Raw genomic sequence first — 19,277 nt, 5'->3', positions numbered from 1 at the left:
GGGGAACGTGCGAGCGCTGATGAACAGGATCGAGCAGAACGCGGCGTTGGACCCGGCCGGATACCGGCTCCAACGCGTCGTCCAGTCGACGCTGCGCGGGCAGCGGGTCCGCGACCTGCTGCACGGGGTCTGGCTGGGCCATCCGCTGCACCCGGCGATGGTGCAGGTGCCGGTGGGCGCGTGGATCAGCGCCGCCGTGCTCGATCTGCTTCCCGGCCAGCGGCGGGCGGCGACCACCCTGGTCGGCCTCGGGACGGTGAGCGCCCTCCCGGCCGCCGTCGCCGGGCTGAACGACTGGGCCGCCCTGGCCCGGGACCAGCGCCGGGTGGGGCTGGTGCACGCCGCCTCCAACTCGGTTGCGCTGGTGTTCTACGCCGGCTCGCTCGCCGCCCGGCTGCGCGGCCGGCACGGCATGGGGCGGGCGCTGGCGTACCTGGGGTTGAGCGCCGCCAGCGCCGGGGCGTACATCGGCGGGCACCTGGCGTACAAGCAGGGTGCGCAGGTCAGCCAGAGCATCTCCGAGCTGCACCGGATGCCCGACGAGTGGAAGGCGATCGCCGACCTGGCGACGCTGCCGCAGCGCGAGCTGGTCACCCGCGAGGTCGACGACGTCTCGGTGATCCTCTACCGGCACGGCGACGAGGTCACCGTGATGCTGGAGCGCTGCCCGCACCAGAGCGGCCCGCTCGGTGAGGGCGAGGTCCAGGAGATCGACGGGCACGCGTGCGTGGTCTGCCCGTGGCACGGCTCCGCGTTCCGCCTCAACGGCGGCGAGGTCGTGCACGGTCCGTCCGCCAACGACCAGCAGATCCTGCCCACCCGCGTGGTCGACGGGGTGCTCCAGACCAAGCTGCCCTGACCGCCCACCCCTCGCCGCCGGGCCGCCTGGCCGCGGCCGGGCGGGGCCGGGTTCGCGCTCGCACGCGCACCAAGATCACGCTCGAACCGGGAAAGAGTGGCCTCCCACCACGGTGGAGGCCACTCTTTCCTGGAAACAGCGGGACCGGGGGTGCCCCGGTCAGTCGCGGCGGTGGCGGCCCGTGACCAGTGCGCGGGCGGCGGTGACCCGGGCCGGGCGGCGCCGCAGCCCGAGCACCGCGCCGATCTGCGCCCCGACGATGCTGGCGACGGCGAGCACGGCCGAGACGGCCAGCGGCCGGTTCATCCCGTCCTCGCCGCCGGCCCGGGCGGCCCCGGCGCTCATCGCCGGGGACTGACCCGCCGGTCGTTCCACCTGCGGCTTCACCGTCTGCGGCGCGGGCTGCTGCCCGACGTCAGCCGGCCCGGCCTTTCCGGGGGTGGACGGACCCGCCTTCCCGGGCGTCGCCGGGCCGGCCGGCGCCTTGCCCGGCGTGGTCGGGGTGACCGTCCGGGGGTGCGGGGACGGCTTGCGAGGCGTCTCGGGCCGGATCACCAGCCGGCCGGCGGCGTGCTCCCGGGCGCCACCGTCCCGCGCCTGCGGGGGCAGCTTCAGCAGCTGACCGGGACGGATCTCGTCGGCGTCACGCAGCCGGTTCAGCTTCGCCACGTCCCGGTAGCGGTCGAAGTCGTCGAGGTACCGCTCCGCCACCTCGCCCAGGTGGTCGCCCTTGGCGACCCGGTAGACCGGGGGCGCGGCCGTCGGCTGCGGCCGGCCCGTCCCGGCGGTGGTGGCGGCCCCCGGCAGAGCCGGCGCCGGCTGAGCGGTCTGCGCCGCCGCGCCGGCCGGGGCGGCCTGGGTCGTCACGGCCGCGCTGGCCGCTGCGGGCTGGGTCATCGCCGCCGCGCTGGCCGGGGCGGGCTGGGTCACCGCCACCGCGCTGGCCGGGGCGGGCTGGGTCACCGCCGCCGCGGCGCTCGCCGCCGGGCTCACGGCGAGGATCAGCGCGACCGAACCGACCAGCGCCGCCGCCGCCCGCTGCTGCCGGCGCATCCCGGGCAGTCGCGGCGCGGGCCGCCGCGCCGCCTGCGCCCCCAACTCCACGAGCACGGAGAAGGTGAACGTCGCCCAGCCGACCCAGCCGACCACCGCCAGCGCCCGCAGGAAGAGCTGGCCGTCGTCCCGGCTGGTCAGCGCGGTGCCGACCTCGGCCAGCGTGGGTAGCTGGTCCGGCAGTGGATTGCCGGCGAAGGCGAGCAGCGCCACCGGCGCCCCGGCCAGCAGCGCGACCAGGACGACCAGCGAGCCGAAGCCGGTGAGCAGCTGCCCGGCGCGCCGGGCGGCGGAACCCCGCGGTGTGGTCATGGCGGCCTTCCCTTCCTATGGTCTGTCGGTCAGTGCGCGTGCGGTGGCCGTACCGGAGACGGTGACGGTGCGGTCCATGCCGAAGAGGCCGAGCATGTGCCGGCGGTAGACGACGGTCACGCGGACGGTGATCTGTTTCTCGTCGGCCACCACGGGGAAGGTCACCCGGTAGCCGGTGACGTCGGCGTTGTCGCCGAGGTACTGGGCGACGGCGGCGCGGGCGCCCGACTCGTCGATCACCTTGGGACGGCCCTCGATCGCCGCGGCCCGGTCGATCACCTGGCCGCCGCTGCGGGCCGCCTCGGCGGCGAGGTCGTCGGCCCGTTGCAGGGTGCGCAGCTGACCCGCCCCGTCGTACGCCACGCCGATGATCATCAGCACGCCGAGCATGGTGACGGCCAGGAAGAGACTGACCCGGCCCTCGTCACGGGTGCGGCGGGCGGTCATCGACGGCTCCGGTAGCGGTCCAGCGGGGAGGCGAAGGTCGCCTCGACGCGCTTCGTCCCCGACCAGCCCGACAGCCCCGGGAAGCGGATGTCGTTCAGGGAGACCGCACAGCTCACCCTGACCCAGACGCTGACCGGCTCACCCAGCGGCCGCCGGAACGCGGCGGCCACCGACACCCGGTCGTCGGTGGCGGTCGAACCCCAGACGGAGACCTGCGGGGCACCCGCGCAGTTCAGGCCCCGCCAGTCGAGCTGCCGGCGGGCGGCGTCCCGGGCGGCCCGCTCCGCGGCGCCGGCGCTGCGGGAGATCGACGCGGCCCGGGCGGCGTCGTGGGCCGCGGCCTCGACCGCCTCGTCGGCCACCGCTACCCGGCCGGTCACCCCGGCCAGCACCATCAGGGCGATGAACGCCGGGGCCAGCACGGCCACCTCCACCGAGACCGAACCCCGGGTACGACCCGTCGCGGCGCTCATGGGTTGGTCCACCGTTCGGCGGTACCGTGCGCGGTCTGCCGTACCCGGAAACTGACGCCCGGGACGACGGACAGGGACCGGCCGGTGACCGTGCAGGTCACCTCGGTGTCGCCGGCGACGCACCGGGACCTCCCGTCGACCAGCCAGTCCCCGGCGGTCCGCAGGAACCGGTCGGCGCGGTCCTCGCCGGCGCCCGGAGGCGCCTGGAGCACCCGCTGCGCGTTCACCCCGCTCTGCGCCGCGTTAAGGGCGGTGGACCGGGCCACGAACCAGACCGCGACCTGGACGGAGGCGAAGAGCAGCACCAGCACCGCCGGCATGACGACGGCCAGCTCGACGGGGTTCGCGCCCCGGTCCGTACCCGCGTCGGTGAGCCGGCGGCGGACGGCCCGGACGGCGGCGCGCAGGCCACGCCCGACGCGCCCGGCGCGGGCCGCCACCCGACGCGGCGTGGCCGGGCCCGGGGTCGACGGGAGCGTGGCCGGGCCCGCAGCCGACGGTGGAGCGGCCGGGGCCGGGCCCGGCGGCGGTGCGTCCCCGCGCGCACGCCGGGGCCGGGCGATGGGGGTCGCCCGGTCCCGGCGCGCAGCCTGCGGGTGGGTGCGGATCACTGGTTCGGGATGCCGTTCATCCAGGTCGTGGCCTTCGTCATGACCAGCGCGGTGACGGCGATCCCCGCCGCCACCAGGCCAGCGATGATCACTGCGGTCGGTACCGGGCTGTCCCCCCGATCCGCCTCGCGGCGCAGCTCGGAGAGACGGGCCACCGTGGCGGCGTAGAGGAACGTGACGAGGTGCATGGTGGGGCTCCTTCTCGGGGTTGGTGGATCAGAGACGGGCGACGAACGGATAGAGGACGAAGCCGAGCAGGACGAAGACCAGCAGCGAGCCGGGAATGTCGAGCCGGCTGGTGATCCCCTCGGCGCGGCTCAGGTTGTCGGTGCGGATCTGGTCGCGCAGCGAGTCGGCGCGGCTGCGCAGGGTCTCGTGCACCTGCGCGCCCTCGCTGCCGGAGGAGCGCATGATCGCGCCCACGTCGCCCAGTTCGTGGATGCCGATCCGCTCGGCCAGCTCCTGGAGCTCGTCCCACGGCGAGTGCATCTGCATCTGGGCGATCCGCAGCGACTCGCGGATCCGGTCGAAGACCCAGCCGTCGCAGACCGCCGCGGCCCGCTCCAGCGACTGCACCGGGCCGTGCGCGGCCGACAACTGCAACGCCACCAGGTCCAGGTAGGTGCAGATCGCCTGGCGGAACTCCTCCCGGGCGGCGTCCGCCTTGGCCAGCACCGCGCGGTGGGCCAGCAGCGCGCAGACCAACGCCATCCCGACGCTGCCCAGCACGGGTACGGCCAGCGGCAGCGGCACCCCGGCCAGGAAGAGCACCGCCGAGAGCACGGTCGGGACGGCCAGCCCCAGCAGTGCGGAGAGCAGCACCGACAGGGCGTACTGCTCGGGGGTCCGGTCGATCAGGGCGAGCTGCCGGTGCGGCGGGCGCAGCCAGCGGGAGAACCCGCCCAGCCAGTCGGCGCCCCGGCCGCCCGCCACGGCGGTGCCGGGCGGCTGGTGCAGCCGGCGAAGCGCGGGGGCGAGCGCCGGCGCGGCCGGCAGCGCCTCCCGGACCGCCAGGAAGAGGCCGAGGCCCACCGCCGCCCCGCCGAGCACGGCCATCGCGAGCTGCCAGTTGATGATCACGCGACCGCCTCCTCGGGGTCGGGGGCGGGCAGGAAACGGGCCGGCGGCGGGGGCTGGCTCATCGACCGCACCCAGACCAGCAGCCCCACGAAGGCCACGCCGAGCACCGCCATCACCAGCTGCCCGAAGGCGGTCCCGTACGGCCGGATGTACTCGGTGTTGACCAGCCCGTACGCCAGCACGGCCAGGGTCATCCCGGTGAGGAAGCGGACCGCGAACCGGGGCTGGGTGCGCTTCGCCTCCACCTCGCGCCGGGTGGCCACCTCGGCGGCGGCGGCCGAGGCGATCGAGCCGAGCACGTCGCCGAGCCGTTCACCCCGGTCGGTCAGGTGCAGGATCAGCGCGGCCACCACCTGGTCGCAGACCGGGTCACCGATCTCGTCGGCGAAGGCGAGCAGCGCGGTACGGGCCGTCCAGCCGGCCTGGAGGCGGGCGGCCAGCAGCCGCACCTCCTCCTCGATCTCCTCCGGGACGCTGGTGATGGTGCCGACGATCGCCTGCTGGAGGCCCTGGCCGGTGGCCGAGACGTCCTTCAACCGGCGGGTCCACTCGCCGACCGCCTCGATCCGGGCGATCGCCCGCTCCTCGGCCCGGCCCACCGAGAAGAGCCACGGGGTGCCCGGCACCGCGACCGCCACGATCAACCCCACCACCGGCAGCCCGGTGAGCAGGAACGCCAGTGCGCCCGCGACCACCGCCGCGCCGAGCAGCAGTTGATGGCTGCGCTGCTCACGGCGGCTGGTCCCGGCGCCGAGCCAGAGCCGGCGCAGCCCGTTCCCGCTGGACGCGGCCGGCCGGGCGGGGGTGCCGCTGCCGGCCAGCGCGGCCACCGCCAGCACCAACCCGGCGACGCAGGCCGCCCCGGAGACGAGGGCGATCAGTTCGAGATCGGTCACGGGACCACCTCTGTTCGCGGCTGCGGGGCTCGCAGGACCGGCTCACTCCTCGCGCTCACCGGGCCATCTCCGTTCGCGGCTGCGGGGCTCGCAGGATCGGCTCACTCCTCGCGCTCACCGGCGCACCGCCGGGGTGAGGCGGGTGTGCCGGGGGCGGCGCCAGGCGCCGGCGCCGGCCTCGATGAACCGGGTGAGCAGCCGGGCGTCGTAGCCGACCCGCAGCAGCTGGGCGCGGATGCGCTCCGGCAGGTGGCGAGGGACCGCCCGGCCGTCCGGGCCGGGGCCGAAGACGCTGGTGGTGACGATCCGGTTGCCCTCGCCCACCCCGATCACCTCCTCCACGTGGGAGACGAACCGGTGCTTGCGGCCGCCGATCGCGGTCTCGTCCTCGACGGTGACGTAGACGATCAGGTCGAGCGCGTTGCCGGCCATCCGGCGGGCCTGGTCGACCGTCATCTCCCGGCCGTGGGCCAGGGCCAGCTCGATGATGCGTTCGCTCACCCCGGCCGGGGTGCGGGCGTGGATGGTGCACATCGACCCGCGGCTGGTGGTCATCGCCTGGAGCATCGGCACGATCTCCCGGGACCGCACCTCGCCGACGATGATCCGCAGCACGCCCATCCGCAGCGACACCGGGATCAGGTCGGCGATGCTCACCTCGCCGGCCGGTCGCCCGTCCAGGCCACGTTCGCCGTGCCCCTCCCGGGACTCGAAGCTCATCACCGCCCGGTGCTTGCGTCCGCGCCGGGCCGGCAGCAGCTCCCGGCTCTCCTCCAGCAGCACGTACGGCTCGTCGGCGGGGATCTCGTCCATCAACGCCCGGATGACCGTGGTCTTCCCGGCCCCGGCCAGCCCGGCGACCATGATGTTCAGCCCCGCCCGCATGGAGGCGCGGAGGAAGTCCCGCAGCAGCGGGTCGATCATCTCGTCCAGGTCCGGCCGGGAACCGGTGATGTCCTCGAGGCTCACGTCCAACGTGTTGTGCTTGCGGATCACCGCGTACGGGCGGTGGCTGACCAGGAAGACCGCGGCGAGGCGACTCCCGTCCGGCAGTTGCAGGTCGAGCGTCGGCTTCGAGGTGGAGAGCGAGCGTTCGGTGGCGCCGGCCCGGCGGGCGGCGGCCTGGAGGATGTCCACCAGCTCGTCGTCGCTGTCGGCGATGGGTTCGATCCAGTCGACGCCCCCGCCGTGCCGGGTGACGCGCACCTGGTCGCAGCCGAGGATGTGCACCTCCTCGATGGTGTCGTCGACCAGCAGCGTCTGGAGCCGTCCCAGGCCGACCAGCTCGGCGGTCACCTGGTCCAGCAGGAGGCGTTCCTCCTCGGCGGTGAGCGGCGTGCCGGCGCGGCGCACCGAGTCGGCGTACCCGGAGACGACGGCGACGGCGAGCCGGGCCCGCTCGACCTCCTCGGCGTTCGCGTCGAACTCCCGGCCGCGCTGCCAGTGGGTGAGCCGTTCGCTCAGCTCCCGACGCAGCTCGCGGACCACCGCGAAGTCCACCCGGGGTCGGGGCGGCGGGGCGGGCGCCGGTGGCGCGGCCGGCGGCGGCGCCGGCACGTGGTGCCGCCCGTTCGGCGGGGCCAGCGGTGGCATCGTCGAGGTCGCGCCCGGGTGCTGGCCGCGCGGATCGTGGTGGACCGGCTCAAACCGCATGCTGGGCCTCCGTGGGCTGTTCAGACCGCATCCGGCACCTCCTGCGCCGCCGGCCAGGCCAACCTGGCCCGACGGCGGTCCAGCAGCGCCCGGACCGGCACCTCCAGCGCGCCGGCCGCGCGCATCAGCGGCCGTCCGGCGCGCACCGTGCCGCCCAGGCTGAGCACCTCAGCGGTACGCCGGTCCTCCGGCAGCTTGGCGATCACCGGCACCCGCAGCGCCTTGCTGATCTCGCCCTTGCCGTGGCCGTCCCCGGCCACCAGCAACCGCAGCGTGCCGGGCGGCACCCGGTGCTCCACGAAGTCCCGCTCGATGGCCCGGATCATCGACCGGGTCGCGGAGAGGTCGGGCAGTTGCGCCCGGGTGACCAGCAGCACCACCGCGGCGGCCCGCAGCACCGGCCACGGTGGACCGGCCACCTGGAGCCGTCCGCAGTCGACGATCACGTCGTACGGTGGTTGGCCCTTCTCCAGGTCGCCGAAGAAGTCGGCGAACCGCTGCCACAGCGGGGTGACGCTGCCCGCCTGGGCCGGGTCGACCACGCCGGGCAGCAGCAGCCGCTCCCGCCTCGGCGCGTCCAGATCGACCAGTTGGGACCAGAACGTCGACTCCAGGCTGCCGTCGCGCAGCTCGCCGACGGCCAGCTCGCCGAGTCCGCGGGGCCCGTCGAGCGCACCGCCCAGGTAGCCGGCGAGGATCGTGCCGCCGGACGGGTCGCACTCGGCGAGCACCAGCCGCCGGTGCCAGGTCAGCGCGCAGGCCAGCGCGGTCGTGGTGACGCCGGGGGAGCCCTTGGCCGAGACCAGCGCGATGATCGCCATGCTCAGGCCGCCTCGGTGAGGACCAGGGCGATCCGCTCCTGCGCGGCCAGCACCACCACGGCCGGCACGTCCCGTACGGGCAGCGCCAGGTAGACCACCACGTCGTCGTTCTCCGGGGTGGCCGTGTCGATCACCGTGCCGGTGAACCGGGTGCTCGGCGCCGGGTCGTCGGAGTCGTCGCCGGGGGTGCTCACCAGCAGCACCTTGTCGCCGGGGTGCAGTTTGCGGGCGGGCACCTGGGCCGGCGTGAGGCCCAGCGCGATCTGCTGCTGCCCCTGCCCGAGCAGCGGCGCGTCGGTGAGCTGCGCCATGGTCAGCAGGGTGCCCGGGGTGAGCGAGACGGCGGCCCGCTTGCCGACCACCTCGTCGAGCCGCTTCGCCGGCACCGGGGCCAACCCCCGACCGCCGGAGACCTGCACGGTGACCAGGTCGTCGGCGCTGAGCTGGCGGCCCACCTCGACCGGGCGGGCGACCGCCAGGTAGCTGCCGGTGGCCTTGACGGAGGTGACCGCGAAGGCCGCGCCGAGCCCGCCCAGCGCGATCAGCAGCACGGCCAGGCCGAGCAGGCCGGGCCGGGTCCGGCGCTGCCGGACCACCCGGGGCGGGGCGACGGGCGCGTCGATCGGGGTTCCGTTTCGTGTGGCCAGGCTCATCGGGCAACCACCTGTAGCTCGTCGATGTCGATCGGGACCGTTCCGCTGGTCCGGGTCTGCGGGATGACGCCGCTCTCACCGCCACCGGACCAGGTCACCGACCAGTACGTGGTGGCGCTGACCCGATAGGTGTCGGCCCGGTCGTAGCCCCGGTCGTAGCCGCAGTCCGGCGAGGTCTTCCCGGCGCGGGGCCCCTTCGGGTCGTACGGGGTGCCCTCGTCGGCGCAGGTGACCGTGACGCCGTTGCCCATGGTCCAGACGATCCGGTCGACCTTGGCGGTGATGTCCACCCGCAGGCCGCGGTCGGAGTCCCCGGCGTGGATCGGGCCGAAGTAGTTCCGGCCCGGGCTGGCCCACATCCAGACCGGCAGGCCGACCAGGCCGGGGCCCTTGCTGCGCCGGGGCGCCACCGCGACCCGGGGCGGGAGCAGCTTGATCGAGGCGAGCACGCGCCGGGCCAGCTCCTCCGGGTCGGGCGGGGTGCCGAACCCGGCGGGCGGGCCGTCGAGCGGCACGAGTACCTGGCTGCCCAGGTCGCCGCCGTTGCAGGTCTGGACGTACCACTGCTTGCCCTCGGGGGCGTCGGGCTGCGGTTCGGCGAGCTTGTAGTAGCAGCCGTCGCCGTTGTTGAACCACCCGAGGAACTCGTTGTAGCAGGGCAGCGGCTTGCCGTTCCACTGGCACTTGGGGGCCGCGCCCGGGCCGCTCGGCCCGCCGGGGCCGTCGTCACCGCCCGGGTCGCCGGGGATGCCCGGGTCCTCGTCCCAGACGTTGCAGTCCTCCTGCCCGATCGGGCATTTGCCGCCCGGGTCGGCGGCCGAGGCGGGCAGCGGGGCGACGACCGCGACCAGCAGGGCCAGCAGCGTTCCGGCGAGCAGCCGGCGGGGCGTCCCGGCCCGGGCCGGGACGCGCCCACCTCCCCAGGTCAGCACGGCTGGTCCTCGTGCCCGGCGCCGGTGCTGATCAGCCAGCGGCCGTCCGGATACCGGGTTGCGGTGGCGGTGGCCAGGTGGCGGCTGCCGCCGGAACCGGGCACCACCCGCTGGTCCTTGGCGTAGACCAGCCGGTAGGCCGTGGCGTCCAGGCAGTCCTGGATCTGCACGGTCGGCGGGACGGAGTCCAGACTGACCGAGGTCACCGCCGGGTCCGAGCGCAGCGTCCCGGTCCGCAGCGCACCGTGCCGCCGGGTCTCGTTGATCGCCATCCGTACCCGGGTGAGCAACGGATCGGCCAGGAAACGGGTCAGCGCGGGATGCCGGGGATCGCTTTTCCGGCTCGCCTCGCGGGATGCCTCCAGGTAGCCGGAGTACGCGGCGAGTGCCGCTTTCTCCGCGTTCCGCTCGGCCTCGCTCGGCCGCTGCCCGGCGGCGTCCGCGCGGGGCGCCATGGCCGGGGCGGACGTCTCCGCGGCGCTGCCACAGCCGGCGGCGGAGCCGACTGTCACAGCGATGACCAGGCAGGTTGTCCATCGGCGGGATTGCCGTGTACGCACGCCGTGCCCTCCTCGGTGTTACCCGGTGGTCACCGGCGCGGCGACCTCCGGGCATGCGACAGCGCGCCCGGATGACGGTGTCCGGGCCTGAATGTGGTGCTGGCGCATTTACCTGTGCGGATCTTTTGACGAAATGTGGAACCCGATGTCTGTGTTGGCCTCCGACGCGTCATGGCGGGGGTTGCGTCGTACCCAAGGGGCGAGCATAGGCTGACGTCCGCCGATGCAACAGAGGCAATTCAATCGAACACTCTCAGTGATGAGTGGAGGTGGCCGGGGGTGGTTGACGTCCCGAGCGGCGGGCCGGTGCCCCTGGCGGCGCCCGCGCCGCCGGCCGGTACCGCCGATCGGCCGGACCCGGGTGCCGGTCCGGCCGCCTCAGGAGGGGAAATGGGGTCCGTCGATGCGGCTCGCCCGATCCGTCCCCCTGGGCCGACGGCCCGGACGGAACGCGGTTCGGCCACCGCGGGGTCGGTCGAAGTGCACCCGACCGACGTCGGCGCGACGCGGGAAGATCACGCCACGATGATCGGAAAATCACCCTCCGTGTTCCCGCTGACCCGCCTCCTGGCCGTGGTGAGCGTCGCCCCGCTGCTCCGGCTCGCCGTCGCCCGGTACGCCGTACCCCCGGGCGCGGCGGCCCGGACCGCCTGCGGCGGCTGCGGCGCGCCGATCGGCCTCGGCCACCCGGGGCTCGGCCCGGCTGCCCGCTGCCCGGCCTGCGCGACGCGGATCGGGGCTCCGCCCGCCGCCGTCGAGTTGGCCCTGCTCGCGGCGCTGGTGATGCTGCTGTTCGCCGGCGGCGGTCTCGCGGAACGGGCCGCGCTGGCCTGGTGGCTCGGCTGGGCGGTCCCGCTCGGGTTGGTGGACCTGGCCGTGCACCGGCTGCCCGACCGGCTCACCTGGCCGGCCGCGCTCGGCACCTGGGCGCTGCTCGGGATCGCCGCGCTGACCGGGGCGGGCAGCGGCCCCTGGCTGCGCGCGCTGGTGGCCGGGGTGGCGCTCGGCGCGGCGTTCGCGGCCACCACCCTGTTGCTGGGGCGGCGCGGCTTCGGGCTGGGCGACGCGAAGCTGGCGCTGGGCGTCGGCGCGCTGCTCGGCTGGTACGGCTGGCCGGTGCTGCTGGCCGGGCTGGTGCTCACCTTCGCGCTGTCGGCGGTGGTGAGCCTGGGACTGCTGCTGGCCCGCCGGGTCAGCTGGACCAGTCACCTCCCCTTCGGCCCCTTCCTGATCGTCGGCACCGCCGCCACCCTTGTCCTCGCCACCTGAGCCTCGCCCGCCCTGACCCCGGCCGCCTGCCCCGCCGGGCGCCTGCCCCGCCGGGCGCCTGCCCCGCCGGGCGCCTGCCCGGGATGCGGCGTGTCGGGGTGTCCCCAGGACGGGATACCCCGACACACCGCAAACGGGGTCGATCTTCAGCGCTGGGCGGCGTTGGACGGCGGCGGGCGGCGTCGGGTCGACGACCAGGGGGACGGGTCAGTGGCGGTCGGCGCCGAGGGGGACGGGGTGGAGTGGGCTGCTCCCCAGCGGCGCAGCGGCTTGGCGAGCGGCCCGGCGGCCAGCGGGGTGGCGACCGCCGCGAGCAGGGCGCCGAGGAGCAGGCCGGCGCCGACGTCGTGCGGGTAGTGCACCCCGACGAAGACCCGGGAGAGCGCGGCGACCAGCGCCAGGACCGCCGCGACCAGCCCGAGCCGGCGGGAGAGGAGCAGGGTGGCGGCGGCGAGCGCCCCGGCGATGGTGGCGTGGTTGCTGGGGAAGGACCAGTCGCCCGGGGGTGGGCACCGGGCGGCGACGATGTCGATCGCGCCCCGGCACGGCCGGTCCTGGTCGAAGACCAGTTTCAGCCCCTCGCTGGACGCGTACGCCAGGACGACGGTGACGGGCGCGACCAGCGCGACCGCCCGTTGCCGCGCGCCGCCGTGGCGCAGCCGGGGCACGGCGGCGAGCAGGAACAGCGCACCGAGCAGCAGGATCGCCCCCTCGGTGAAATGCCCCGCGAACCACTGCACCGGGCCGGGTGCGGAGTCGGCCACCTCGACGAAGTCGCGGTACCACTCCTCGCTGATGTCGGGAACGTCCGTCGTGCCGGTATGCACCATCACTCACCTCACCAAATGTTCATACCCCGTTCACCTGCGACGGACGGTACGAATCACCGAGATGGACGGCATCGTGCGATGGTGAGGGTTTGCCTGCGACCTTCGTCGGGCGCGGACGGAAGCCGCTAGGGTGGCGCGATGCCCGACCTGCAACGGCTGGCGCCCCACCACGCCGCCGCGCTGCTGAGCTTCGAGCAGGAGAACCGCGCCTACTTCGCGCGGAGCGTGCCGGATCGGGGCGACGACTACTTCGCCGCGTTCGACGCCCGGCACGCGGCGCTCCTCGCCGAGCAGGACACCGGCCGGTGCCGGTTCCACGTCCTGGTCGACGACGACGGGGCGGTGCTCGGTCGGTTCAACCTGGTCGACGTCGCGGACGGCCGCGCCGAGCTGGGCTACCGGGTCGCCGAGCGGGCCGCCGGACGCGGCCTCGCCACCGCCGGCGTACGGCAGGTCTGCGCGCTCGCCCGGGACGAGTACGGCCTGACCGGGCTGACCGCCGCCACCACCCGGGACAACCCGGGCTCACTGGCCGTGCTGCGGCGCACCGGGTTCACGCCCGTCGGCGAGGTGCTGCTCGACGGCCGTCCCGGGCTGCGCCACGTCAGGGAGTTGACCCCCGGCTGACCCCGCCGTCCATCTGTTCCAGCACCGCCTCCAGCGCCTCGAAGGCGTACGCCCAGTTGTGGCACTTGAAGCTGCGCAACCCCTCGATCGGGGTGTGGCAGTCCACGCAGTGCACCCCGGCGATGGCGTCCGGGACCTCGGTGTTGACGTACTTGCGGTCGCCGAGGATCACTGTGGCGATCATCGCCGGGTCGTGCACGCCCTTCAGCGCCGACGAGACGATGTCCAGCCAGCTCTGCCGGCGGCCGCACGTCGGGCAGTCCGGCTCGTCGCCGCTGACCCACAGCGGCGCGCCGATGCTGCGCGCCGGCATCCCGAGCAGCTTCTCGATCCGGCGTACGTCGTGCTCCGAGGTGGTCCAGCGGTGCCGCCCGGGCAGCGACGCGGGCGAGTCGTAGACCGCTCGGAACACGACCGGATCGACCTCCACGGTCTCCCGCTGACTGGTCATGGCGTACCTCCTCGGCGACGCGGCCGCCGTCCGGGCACGGCTGCCCGCGACGGTCGCTGCTCCCGTCCTACCCGGGTGGGCGGCCGGCCGCAGCCGGATCGCCGACACCGCGGGTCAGCGTGGCGTCGCCGTGAGTGCTGGACATCGAGGTGCGACGACGTCCCGCCGACGGAGGGAGGGCCGGTGACCGTGCCGACCGACGCCGAGCAGAGGCCGAACGTGGCCCGGATGTACGACTACTTCCTCGGCGGCTGCCACAACTTCGCCGCCGACCGGGCCGCCGCCGAGAAGGTCCTGTGGTCGACCCGGGGCTGGTGCCGGTGGCCGAGTGGCGGCCGGACGGCGAGCCGCAGGAGCGGGTCTCGCACGGGTACGCCGGAGTCGGCGTCCGCCGCTGACCGTTCCCGGTCGACCGGAAAGGCGCGCAGGTCAGCCGGCCGGCGACACCGCGCCGCGGCGGACCGCCTCGCCGGCCAGCCGGGACCGGCGCCGGTCGTCGTTGGTCACCAGGCCGAACTTGTCGTACAGGTGGGCCAGGTGTTTCTTCACCGCGCTCTCGCTGACCCCCAGCGCGGTGGCGAGCGCCCGCGTCGCCGGCGGCTCCGGGAACGGCGTGCCGCCCACGAGATACGGGCCGCAGAGCACCTCGAGCAGTTCCCGTTCCCGCCGGGTGAGCGCCGGTGGCGCCGGTGGTGGCTCCACCCCCACCGTCCGGGTCCCCGCCAGCGACGGCGCGTGGAACACCAGCCGGGCCGGGCCGATCTCCACCCGGTCGCCGTCGCGCAGCAGCCGCGCCTGCCGCACCGGACCGCCGTTGACCGTGGTGCCGTTGGTGCTGCCCAGGTCGCGGATCGTCCAGCCGGACGGGAAGCGCTCGACCAGGGCGTGCAGGCGGGAGACCAGCTTGCTGTCGACGGTCAGCTCGTTGCCGGGGGCCCGGCCGATGGTCAGCGCCGCGGCGGTCAACGGCACCAGCCGGACGCTGCCCACCCCGTGCACCTCGAAGTAGCCCTCCACCCCGGTCAGCGCCCGCAGTACGGCTCGGTGGTCGCCACGCTGACCTCCTCGGACCGGGCGCTGGTCACGGTCGCCGTCGCGGTGGTGCACCGGCCCGCCGGCCGGTACGGCTCGGTCCACAGCTCGTACGGCTGCCCGCCGGCCCGCTGCCGGGACGTCGGCCGGTCGGTCCGCACCGCCAGCTCGACGCTCCAGGTGCCGCCGCCGACCGAGGCGTTGTCCCGGTACTGCTTCCACACCCACACGTACGCCATGGACGCCTGGCAGCTCGGGGACCAGTACTGCTTGACGGAGATCGCCTTCAGGCCGCCCGCGTACCCGTAGGCGGAGGTCCCGACCTGGTAGGCGTCGGCGTAGCAGGGGCCGGGCGGGGCGTCGTCCCGGCTGGCGCGGCGGGGCGCCGCCGTGCCGACCAGGGCGGTGGAGAGCCGCCGGCCGTCGGCGGTCAGCTCCACCGACGCCCGCAGCGGCCCGACCGTGCGCGGCACCACCACGAGCCGGATCTCGCAGCGCGCTCCCGGGTCCAGCGGCCGGGTGGTGCAGCCGTCCGCGCTGACCTGCACGTCCCCGCCGGACGGCCCGGTCACCGTCAACCCGGTCAGCCGGAACGGACGGCCGTCGCGGTTCCCGACGGTGAGCACCTGTTCGGGGGACTGCGCGTGGAGTTCCAGCTCGCCCACGCCCAGTTCGGCCGGCACGGCCGGCGGGACGGGGGGTGGCGGGCCGTCGGGCCGGCCGATGGCGAGCACCGCGGCCAGCGCGGCGAGCAGGCCGACCGACCGGACCAGCGCGGTCCGGCGTACCCGGGACGGCTGGCGCCCGACGGTGGCCGACAGCGCCAGGGCGGCCCGGCGGCGGTCGGTCAGGGACAGCGGCGGCGTCGGCTCGACCGGCCGGGCCGGCCAGGGCCCGGCGGCGGCGTCGCCGCCGCCGAGGACGAACGGGGTCGCCGGCTGCCCGGCCGCCGCCTGCGCGGCGCACAGCTCGTCGGCGAACGCGGCGGCCGTCGCCGGTCGCCGCGCGGGGTCCTTCGCCATCGCCCGTTCCAGGGCCGCGCAGACCTCCTCGGGTACGCCGAGCGGGCGCAGGTCGGGCGGCGGGTCGGCGGTGATCCGGCGGAGCAGGGAGTCCAGCGGCTCCCCGGGGGTCGGGGCGAAGGCCGGGGTGCCCCGGATCCAGTGCAGCACCGTCGAGGCGAGCGCGTAGACGTCGGCGGTCACCGTGGCGGGCGCCCCGCGCAGCACCTCGGGCGCGGCGTGCAGCACGCTCGCGGTGACCTTCCCGCCCGGGCCGCCCGGCTGCGGCGAGCGGGGTCGGGCCTGCCCGAAGTCGGCCAGCTTCAGCTCGCCGTACCCGGAGATGAGGATGTTCTCGGGCTTCACGTCGCGGTGCAGCACGCCCGCGCGGTGCGCGGTCTCCAGCGCCCCCGCCACCGTGATCCCACCCGCGACGGCTTCCCGCCAGTCGCCCGCCGCGCCGCCGGCCAGCCGGTCGCCGAGCGAGCCGCCCTCCTCGTACGCCATCAGCAGGTACGGGTTGCCGGCGGCGGTCCGGCCGGCCTGGTGCAGGGTGACGATGTGCGGGTGGTCGGAGAGTCGGCCCAGCACCCGCAGCTCCCGCTCGAAGCGGGCCCGGGACGGGCCGTGCCAGTCGGCGGTGAGCACCTTGACGGCGACCCACCGGGAGAAGTCGGGCTGCCAGGCCCGGTAGACCACCCCGAAGCCGCCCCGCCCCACCTCGACGGCCTCGGTGCAGCCGTCCACCCCGAGGGCGACGCCGGATGCGTGTGTCACCGACTGTTCTCTGTGGATCATCGCCGGTGAATGCTACCGATGGGTCTTGCGAGTGGTGTCAGCCGTTCGGACCCCGGACAGATCAACGCGGTGGGGCGCCCCGGCGAGGCGGGACGCCCCGGCCCGATCAGTGGTCGTTGTAGAACCTGTAGTTCTCGCACTCGCCCGCGTGGCCGTCCTTGTACCGACAGAACTGGAAGCCGATGTAGCGGTTCTCCGGCAGGTTGTAGACGCCACCCTCGCTGGCCTGGTGGGTCGCGCAGTTGCCCTCTCCGCCTCGGGTGAACGAGTACAGCGGCGCCCCGTCCGCGTTGTCGAGCGCGACGTACATCTTCACCGCGTACCCGTCGGCGTCGGTGTCGCAGATCTTGACGATGTCGCCGTGCTCGGTGAAGTACGCCTCACCGCTGTAGTCGAAGACGGGGCCGCCGAACGCGTCTCCGGTGTTCATGACGTGGTATGAGTCCGACGCCATGGCCGGGCTGGGCAGGGCGACGGTGAGCGCGGTGACCGCTCCGGCCACGCCGAGCGCCTTCCGCACGGTGAACTTCATGCCGATCCTTTGGGGGTGCCGTTCCCGGTCAGCAGACCTTGCTGGTCGAACCGCCCGTGCCGTTGAGGTAGCCGGTGACGTGGGTGCACTCCGACGCCGTGTCCGCCGGAGCGCCCCACAACTCGGCGCGGGTGGTGTTGTCCAGCCGGCCCACGCCGTAGTCGTTGCCGCTGTCCGAGTGGTTGATCACGTGGACGTAGAGGTCCCAGTTGGAGTGGGTGTTGCGGTACTGCTCCCAGACGTAGATGTAGGCGTAGTTGTAGCCACAGCCGTAGTACTGCTTGACCGAGGCGGCCTGCATGCCGTCGACCGTCAGCACCCGGGTGGTGCCGATCTGGCGGACGCTGGAACAGCTCGACGGCGTGCTGGCCAACGCCGGCGACGCGTCGACCAGCGCGACGGCGGCAGCGGCGAGGGCCACGGCCGAGGTGGCGACGGCACGGCGGGGAAGTGACATGTCAGCCCTGCTTTCTCTCGATGTGCGGATGAGGAAACCAGGGCTCAAACCCCGCCGACAGGTGACGAAGAGGGGAACGTTTCCTCCCCCTGGCCCGGATCTCGCGGCGGACGGCGCTCGCCATCAGGCGCTCCAGCCGCGCCACGTTCCTGATCGGTCCCCCCGCCTGTGCCTCTGCCCATCGCTGCCCGTCCACGCCACGCTCACCCGGCATCGCCGGGGTTGGCACATAATGATCATGTGAGCAAGGAATCGGAGATGGCGATCGACGCGGTGCGGCGCTACGCCGCCGCCCTGCGGCACATCCGGTCCCGACTGTTCGACGCCTACCCGGAATTTCGAGACATCCGTGACCTGATGACGGCGGTGCGGCACACACGAACCCTCCCCCGGGAGGGCACGTCGAGCACCGGCGTCGAATACTCGATCCACGGCGCGGGCTGCCGGATGACGGATGAACAGGGCCGGGAGGTCGACGTCGACCTGGTGGACGGTGTGGAGGCATTCGACGCCTGGCGAATCGGGTTTTTCCTCGACGACGAAGGTTCCGACGCCCGGCTCTCGGACGAGGAGCTGTTCGCGGCGTGCGCTCACCTCGCCGGCACCGGCGAACTAGCGGAGGTGCGGCCGGGCCGCTGGTACGCCCTGCCCGAGGCGTGAGGCGGGGCGCCTGACACGGTTCTCATCCCAGCGCCCGTCCGCGACATCGACACAGCGAGGGTGCTGCACCAGGGTCGCGGCGACGACCTCACCGGAGTCGAAGTCCGGCCACCGCTCGCCCCGGCCGGTGTCCGGGGCCGTGCTGACGGCGACCAGGCTCATCGCGGCGTCGTCGTCGAGTTGCCTGACGAACCACGGGCCCGGTGTGGCGGCCCGGTGCAGCTCGTCGAGTTCGTGCAGTTCCTCGTCCCGCATGCTGACGCTCACCCGCTCTCAGAGGTTGGGTCGCCGAAGGGCTGGTGCAGCTCTTGGCGCCGCCGTCGGCTGTCCGATCGAGAAGAGGATCGCGTGGCTGCGCGGGCACTGCCAGCAGGCGACCCCGTCGACGAGCGCCGCGGTAGGAGGATGGGTGTGGCCGGACAGACACCCGGGCCAGGTGGTGTCGCCCTGGTCGAACTCCTTCTCCTGCAGCAGGTCGGCCAGCTCGACGACGGCCCGCTCCAGGTCGCCGGTCACAGGCAGGCTGCCCAGGATGTCCTCACCCGTCTGCCCCCGCCTGCCGACGCGCACGTGTAGGGCGTCGAGGGCGTCCAGGTCCACACCCAGCGGGTGAACGACGGCACCTCGCCGGGCGAAGTCCTCCGCCACCCGGCGCGCCGCTCGCTCGTAACACTCCAGCGAGCCGAGCACCAACTCGTCGTACTCGTCGCCATCCGACACCGGGCCAGGCTAATGCTGAGAGCGATAGCGCATGACCTGGTGGTGAGGGCGGGGCCGCGGTCGGTGGTGGCGCTGTGCCAGGGTGCGGGCGTGAGTGACGCGGGACAGACGGATCGGGCGACGGCGGCGCCGGAGAAGCTGGATCAGTGGCGCGACTTCCGCAAGAGCGTCGCGCTGGTGTCGATGGTGCTGTTCTTCTTCTGTGTCGTCGCCCTCGGCCATGTGGTCTACCAGCTGGTCATCGTCGGTGACGAGCGCGGGATCTTCGACCCGTGGTCGTTTCTCGCGGTCATGTCGGTAGCCGTACCCCTTGGTGTGGCGGCGGTCACGGGCCTGGGTGTCCATCGGGCGGCCAGCAATGCCGAGTCGAAGCGACGCGGCCGGATCATGGCTCTTGCTCTGCTGGTCGCCGCGGTCCTGCTCGTCGTGACGGGCGTCGTCGGGGACCGTCTGTCGTGAGCTTCTCCGGTCGTTGCCGGTGCCCGTCGACGAGGACGGCGTCCCGCTCAACGTGACGGACCAGAACTGGCCGCGGGTGGAGCTTGATCTC

At 74.3% G+C, this 19,277-nt stretch carries 25 protein-coding genes and 1 pseudogene; 6 read left to right on the top strand and 20 right to left on the bottom strand.

The window, feature by feature from the left end; translation table 11 throughout:
• Positions 1–19: 19 nt before the first annotated feature.
• On the top strand, positions 20–859 hold the full coding sequence (locus V6U79_RS07850; protein WP_334524844.1) for a Rieske (2Fe-2S) protein: 840 nt from the start codon (positions 20–22) through the stop codon (positions 857–859).
• Positions 860–1,018: 159 nt separating this feature from the next.
• On the opposite strand, the gene V6U79_RS07845 is transcribed toward V6U79_RS07850, so the two are convergent.
• The 12 genes from V6U79_RS07845 to V6U79_RS07790 all read right to left on the bottom strand — a co-directional run bounded on the left by V6U79_RS07845 (position 1,019) and on the right by V6U79_RS07790 (position 10,350).
• Positions 1,019–2,224 carry a LysM peptidoglycan-binding domain-containing protein gene (locus V6U79_RS07845; protein ID WP_334524847.1) on the bottom strand — a complete coding sequence of 402 codons (1,206 nt, stop codon included), beginning with the start codon at positions 2,222–2,224 and terminating at the stop codon, positions 1,019–1,021.
• Between the two features lie 15 nt (positions 2,225–2,239).
• Positions 2,240–2,671: a hypothetical protein gene (locus V6U79_RS07840; protein WP_334524850.1), complete on the bottom strand. Its 432-nt coding sequence runs from the start codon at positions 2,669–2,671 to the stop codon at positions 2,240–2,242.
• Positions 2,668–3,144 carry a TadE/TadG family type IV pilus assembly protein gene (locus V6U79_RS07835; RefSeq protein ID WP_334614059.1) on the bottom strand — a complete coding sequence of 159 codons (477 nt, stop codon included), beginning with the start codon at positions 3,142–3,144 and terminating at the stop codon, positions 2,668–2,670. Before V6U79_RS07835 ends, V6U79_RS07840 begins: the two co-directional genes overlap by 4 nt.
• Positions 3,141–3,584, bottom strand: coding sequence for a TadE family protein (locus V6U79_RS07830; RefSeq protein ID WP_442933310.1), 444 nt, complete (start codon positions 3,582–3,584; stop codon positions 3,141–3,143). Before V6U79_RS07830 ends, V6U79_RS07835 begins: the two co-directional genes overlap by 4 nt.
• A 167-nt stretch (positions 3,585–3,751) precedes the next feature.
• Positions 3,752–3,943: a hypothetical protein gene (locus tag V6U79_RS07825; protein WP_334524856.1), complete on the bottom strand. Its 192-nt coding sequence runs from the start codon at positions 3,941–3,943 to the stop codon at positions 3,752–3,754.
• Positions 3,944–3,971: 28 nt separating this feature from the next.
• Complete coding sequence (locus V6U79_RS07820) at positions 3,972–4,832, bottom strand: type II secretion system F family protein (RefSeq protein WP_334524913.1); 861 nt, start codon at positions 4,830–4,832, stop codon at positions 3,972–3,974.
• The gene (locus tag V6U79_RS07815; protein WP_334524859.1) at positions 4,832–5,731 is read right to left on the bottom strand and encodes a type II secretion system F family protein; all 900 of its coding nucleotides are present in this window, start codon (positions 5,729–5,731) and stop codon (positions 4,832–4,834) included. The genes V6U79_RS07820 and V6U79_RS07815 overlap by 1 nt, the downstream gene beginning before the upstream one ends.
• 114 nt (positions 5,732–5,845) lie before the next feature.
• Positions 5,846–7,384 (bottom strand): TadA family conjugal transfer-associated ATPase, encoded by a 1,539-nt coding sequence (locus tag V6U79_RS07810; RefSeq protein WP_334524862.1) that lies wholly within the window; start codon positions 7,382–7,384, stop codon positions 5,846–5,848.
• A gap of 20 nt (positions 7,385–7,404) precedes the next feature.
• A complete protein-coding gene (locus V6U79_RS07805; RefSeq protein ID WP_334524865.1) occupies positions 7,405–8,205 on the bottom strand; it encodes a CpaE/TadZ family protein in 801 nt (266 codons plus the stop codon).
• 2 nt (positions 8,206–8,207) lie between these two features.
• Positions 8,208–8,858 carry an SAF domain-containing protein gene (locus V6U79_RS07800; RefSeq protein ID WP_334524868.1) on the bottom strand — a complete coding sequence of 217 codons (651 nt, stop codon included), beginning with the start codon at positions 8,856–8,858 and terminating at the stop codon, positions 8,208–8,210.
• Positions 8,855–9,790: a hypothetical protein gene (locus tag V6U79_RS07795; protein ID WP_442933311.1), complete on the bottom strand. Its 936-nt coding sequence runs from the start codon at positions 9,788–9,790 to the stop codon at positions 8,855–8,857. The genes V6U79_RS07800 and V6U79_RS07795 overlap by 4 nt, the downstream gene beginning before the upstream one ends.
• Entirely contained in the window at positions 9,784–10,350 is a 567-nt protein-coding gene (locus V6U79_RS07790) for a hypothetical protein (protein ID WP_334614058.1), read from the bottom strand. The genes V6U79_RS07795 and V6U79_RS07790 overlap by 7 nt, the downstream gene beginning before the upstream one ends.
• Positions 10,351–10,896: 546 nt before the next feature.
• Here V6U79_RS07790 and V6U79_RS07785 point away from each other — a divergent pair.
• Positions 10,897–11,619, top strand: coding sequence for a prepilin peptidase (locus V6U79_RS07785; protein WP_334524875.1), 723 nt, complete (start codon positions 10,897–10,899; stop codon positions 11,617–11,619).
• A gap of 146 nt (positions 11,620–11,765) precedes the next feature.
• Here the strand turns inward: V6U79_RS07785 and V6U79_RS07780 are convergent, their stop codons facing one another.
• Positions 11,766–12,449, bottom strand: coding sequence for a phosphatase PAP2 family protein (locus tag V6U79_RS07780; RefSeq protein ID WP_334524877.1), 684 nt, complete (start codon positions 12,447–12,449; stop codon positions 11,766–11,768).
• Between the two features lie 138 nt (positions 12,450–12,587).
• Here V6U79_RS07780 and V6U79_RS07775 point away from each other — a divergent pair, with 138 nt between their 5' ends.
• Positions 12,588–13,076, top strand: a complete 489-nt coding sequence (locus tag V6U79_RS07775; RefSeq protein ID WP_334524880.1) for a GNAT family N-acetyltransferase — start codon at positions 12,588–12,590, stop codon at positions 13,074–13,076.
• Here the strand turns inward: V6U79_RS07775 and V6U79_RS07770 are convergent.
• Entirely contained in the window at positions 13,054–13,527 is a 474-nt protein-coding gene (locus V6U79_RS07770; protein ID WP_334524883.1) for a DUF8243 domain-containing protein, read from the bottom strand. The genes V6U79_RS07775 and V6U79_RS07770 overlap by 23 nt on opposite strands.
• A 228-nt stretch (positions 13,528–13,755) precedes the next feature.
• Between V6U79_RS07770 and V6U79_RS29775 the strand changes: the two are divergent.
• Positions 13,756–13,824, top strand: a pseudogene (locus V6U79_RS29775) (hypothetical protein); the annotation flags it as partial.
• A 132-nt stretch (positions 13,825–13,956) separates the two neighbouring features.
• Here the strand turns inward: V6U79_RS29775 and V6U79_RS07760 are convergent.
• From V6U79_RS07760 to V6U79_RS07745, 4 genes are all read right to left on the bottom strand, one after another.
• On the bottom strand, positions 13,957–14,544 hold the full coding sequence (locus V6U79_RS07760; RefSeq protein ID WP_334524886.1) for an FHA domain-containing protein: 588 nt from the start codon (positions 14,542–14,544) through the stop codon (positions 13,957–13,959).
• Positions 14,545–14,549: 5 nt separating this feature from the next.
• Entirely contained in the window at positions 14,550–16,337 is a 1,788-nt protein-coding gene (locus V6U79_RS07755) for a serine/threonine-protein kinase (RefSeq protein WP_334614057.1), read from the bottom strand.
• 127 nt (positions 16,338–16,464) lie between these two features.
• Positions 16,465–16,890 (bottom strand): hypothetical protein, encoded by a 426-nt coding sequence (locus V6U79_RS07750; RefSeq protein WP_334529048.1) that lies wholly within the window; start codon positions 16,888–16,890, stop codon positions 16,465–16,467.
• 28 nt (positions 16,891–16,918) lie between these two features.
• Positions 16,919–17,347: a hypothetical protein gene (locus V6U79_RS07745; protein ID WP_334529045.1), complete on the bottom strand. Its 429-nt coding sequence runs from the start codon at positions 17,345–17,347 to the stop codon at positions 16,919–16,921.
• A gap of 258 nt (positions 17,348–17,605) precedes the next feature.
• Here V6U79_RS07745 and V6U79_RS07740 point away from each other — a divergent pair, with 258 nt between their 5' ends.
• Positions 17,606–18,007, top strand: coding sequence for a DUF6896 domain-containing protein (locus V6U79_RS07740; protein ID WP_334614056.1), 402 nt, complete (start codon positions 17,606–17,608; stop codon positions 18,005–18,007).
• On the opposite strand, the gene V6U79_RS07735 is transcribed toward V6U79_RS07740, so the two are convergent.
• Positions 17,960–18,274 (bottom strand): hypothetical protein, encoded by a 315-nt coding sequence (locus tag V6U79_RS07735; protein WP_334614055.1) that lies wholly within the window; start codon positions 18,272–18,274, stop codon positions 17,960–17,962. The genes V6U79_RS07740 and V6U79_RS07735 overlap by 48 nt on opposite strands.
• Before the next feature lie 6 nt (positions 18,275–18,280).
• Positions 18,281–18,727 (bottom strand): hypothetical protein, encoded by a 447-nt coding sequence (locus tag V6U79_RS07730; RefSeq protein ID WP_334614054.1) that lies wholly within the window; start codon positions 18,725–18,727, stop codon positions 18,281–18,283.
• A gap of 90 nt (positions 18,728–18,817) precedes the next feature.
• On the opposite strand from V6U79_RS07730, the gene V6U79_RS07725 reads away from it, so the two are divergent.
• A complete protein-coding gene (locus tag V6U79_RS07725) occupies positions 18,818–19,186 on the top strand; it encodes a hypothetical protein (RefSeq protein WP_334614053.1) in 369 nt (122 codons plus the stop codon).
• Positions 19,187–19,277 lie beyond the last annotated feature (91 nt).

The organism is Micromonospora psammae, from assembly GCF_036902725.1.
GTDB lineage: Bacteria > Actinomycetota > Actinomycetes > Mycobacteriales > Micromonosporaceae > Micromonospora.
This window is presented reverse-complemented; position numbering and strand designations above follow the sequence as displayed.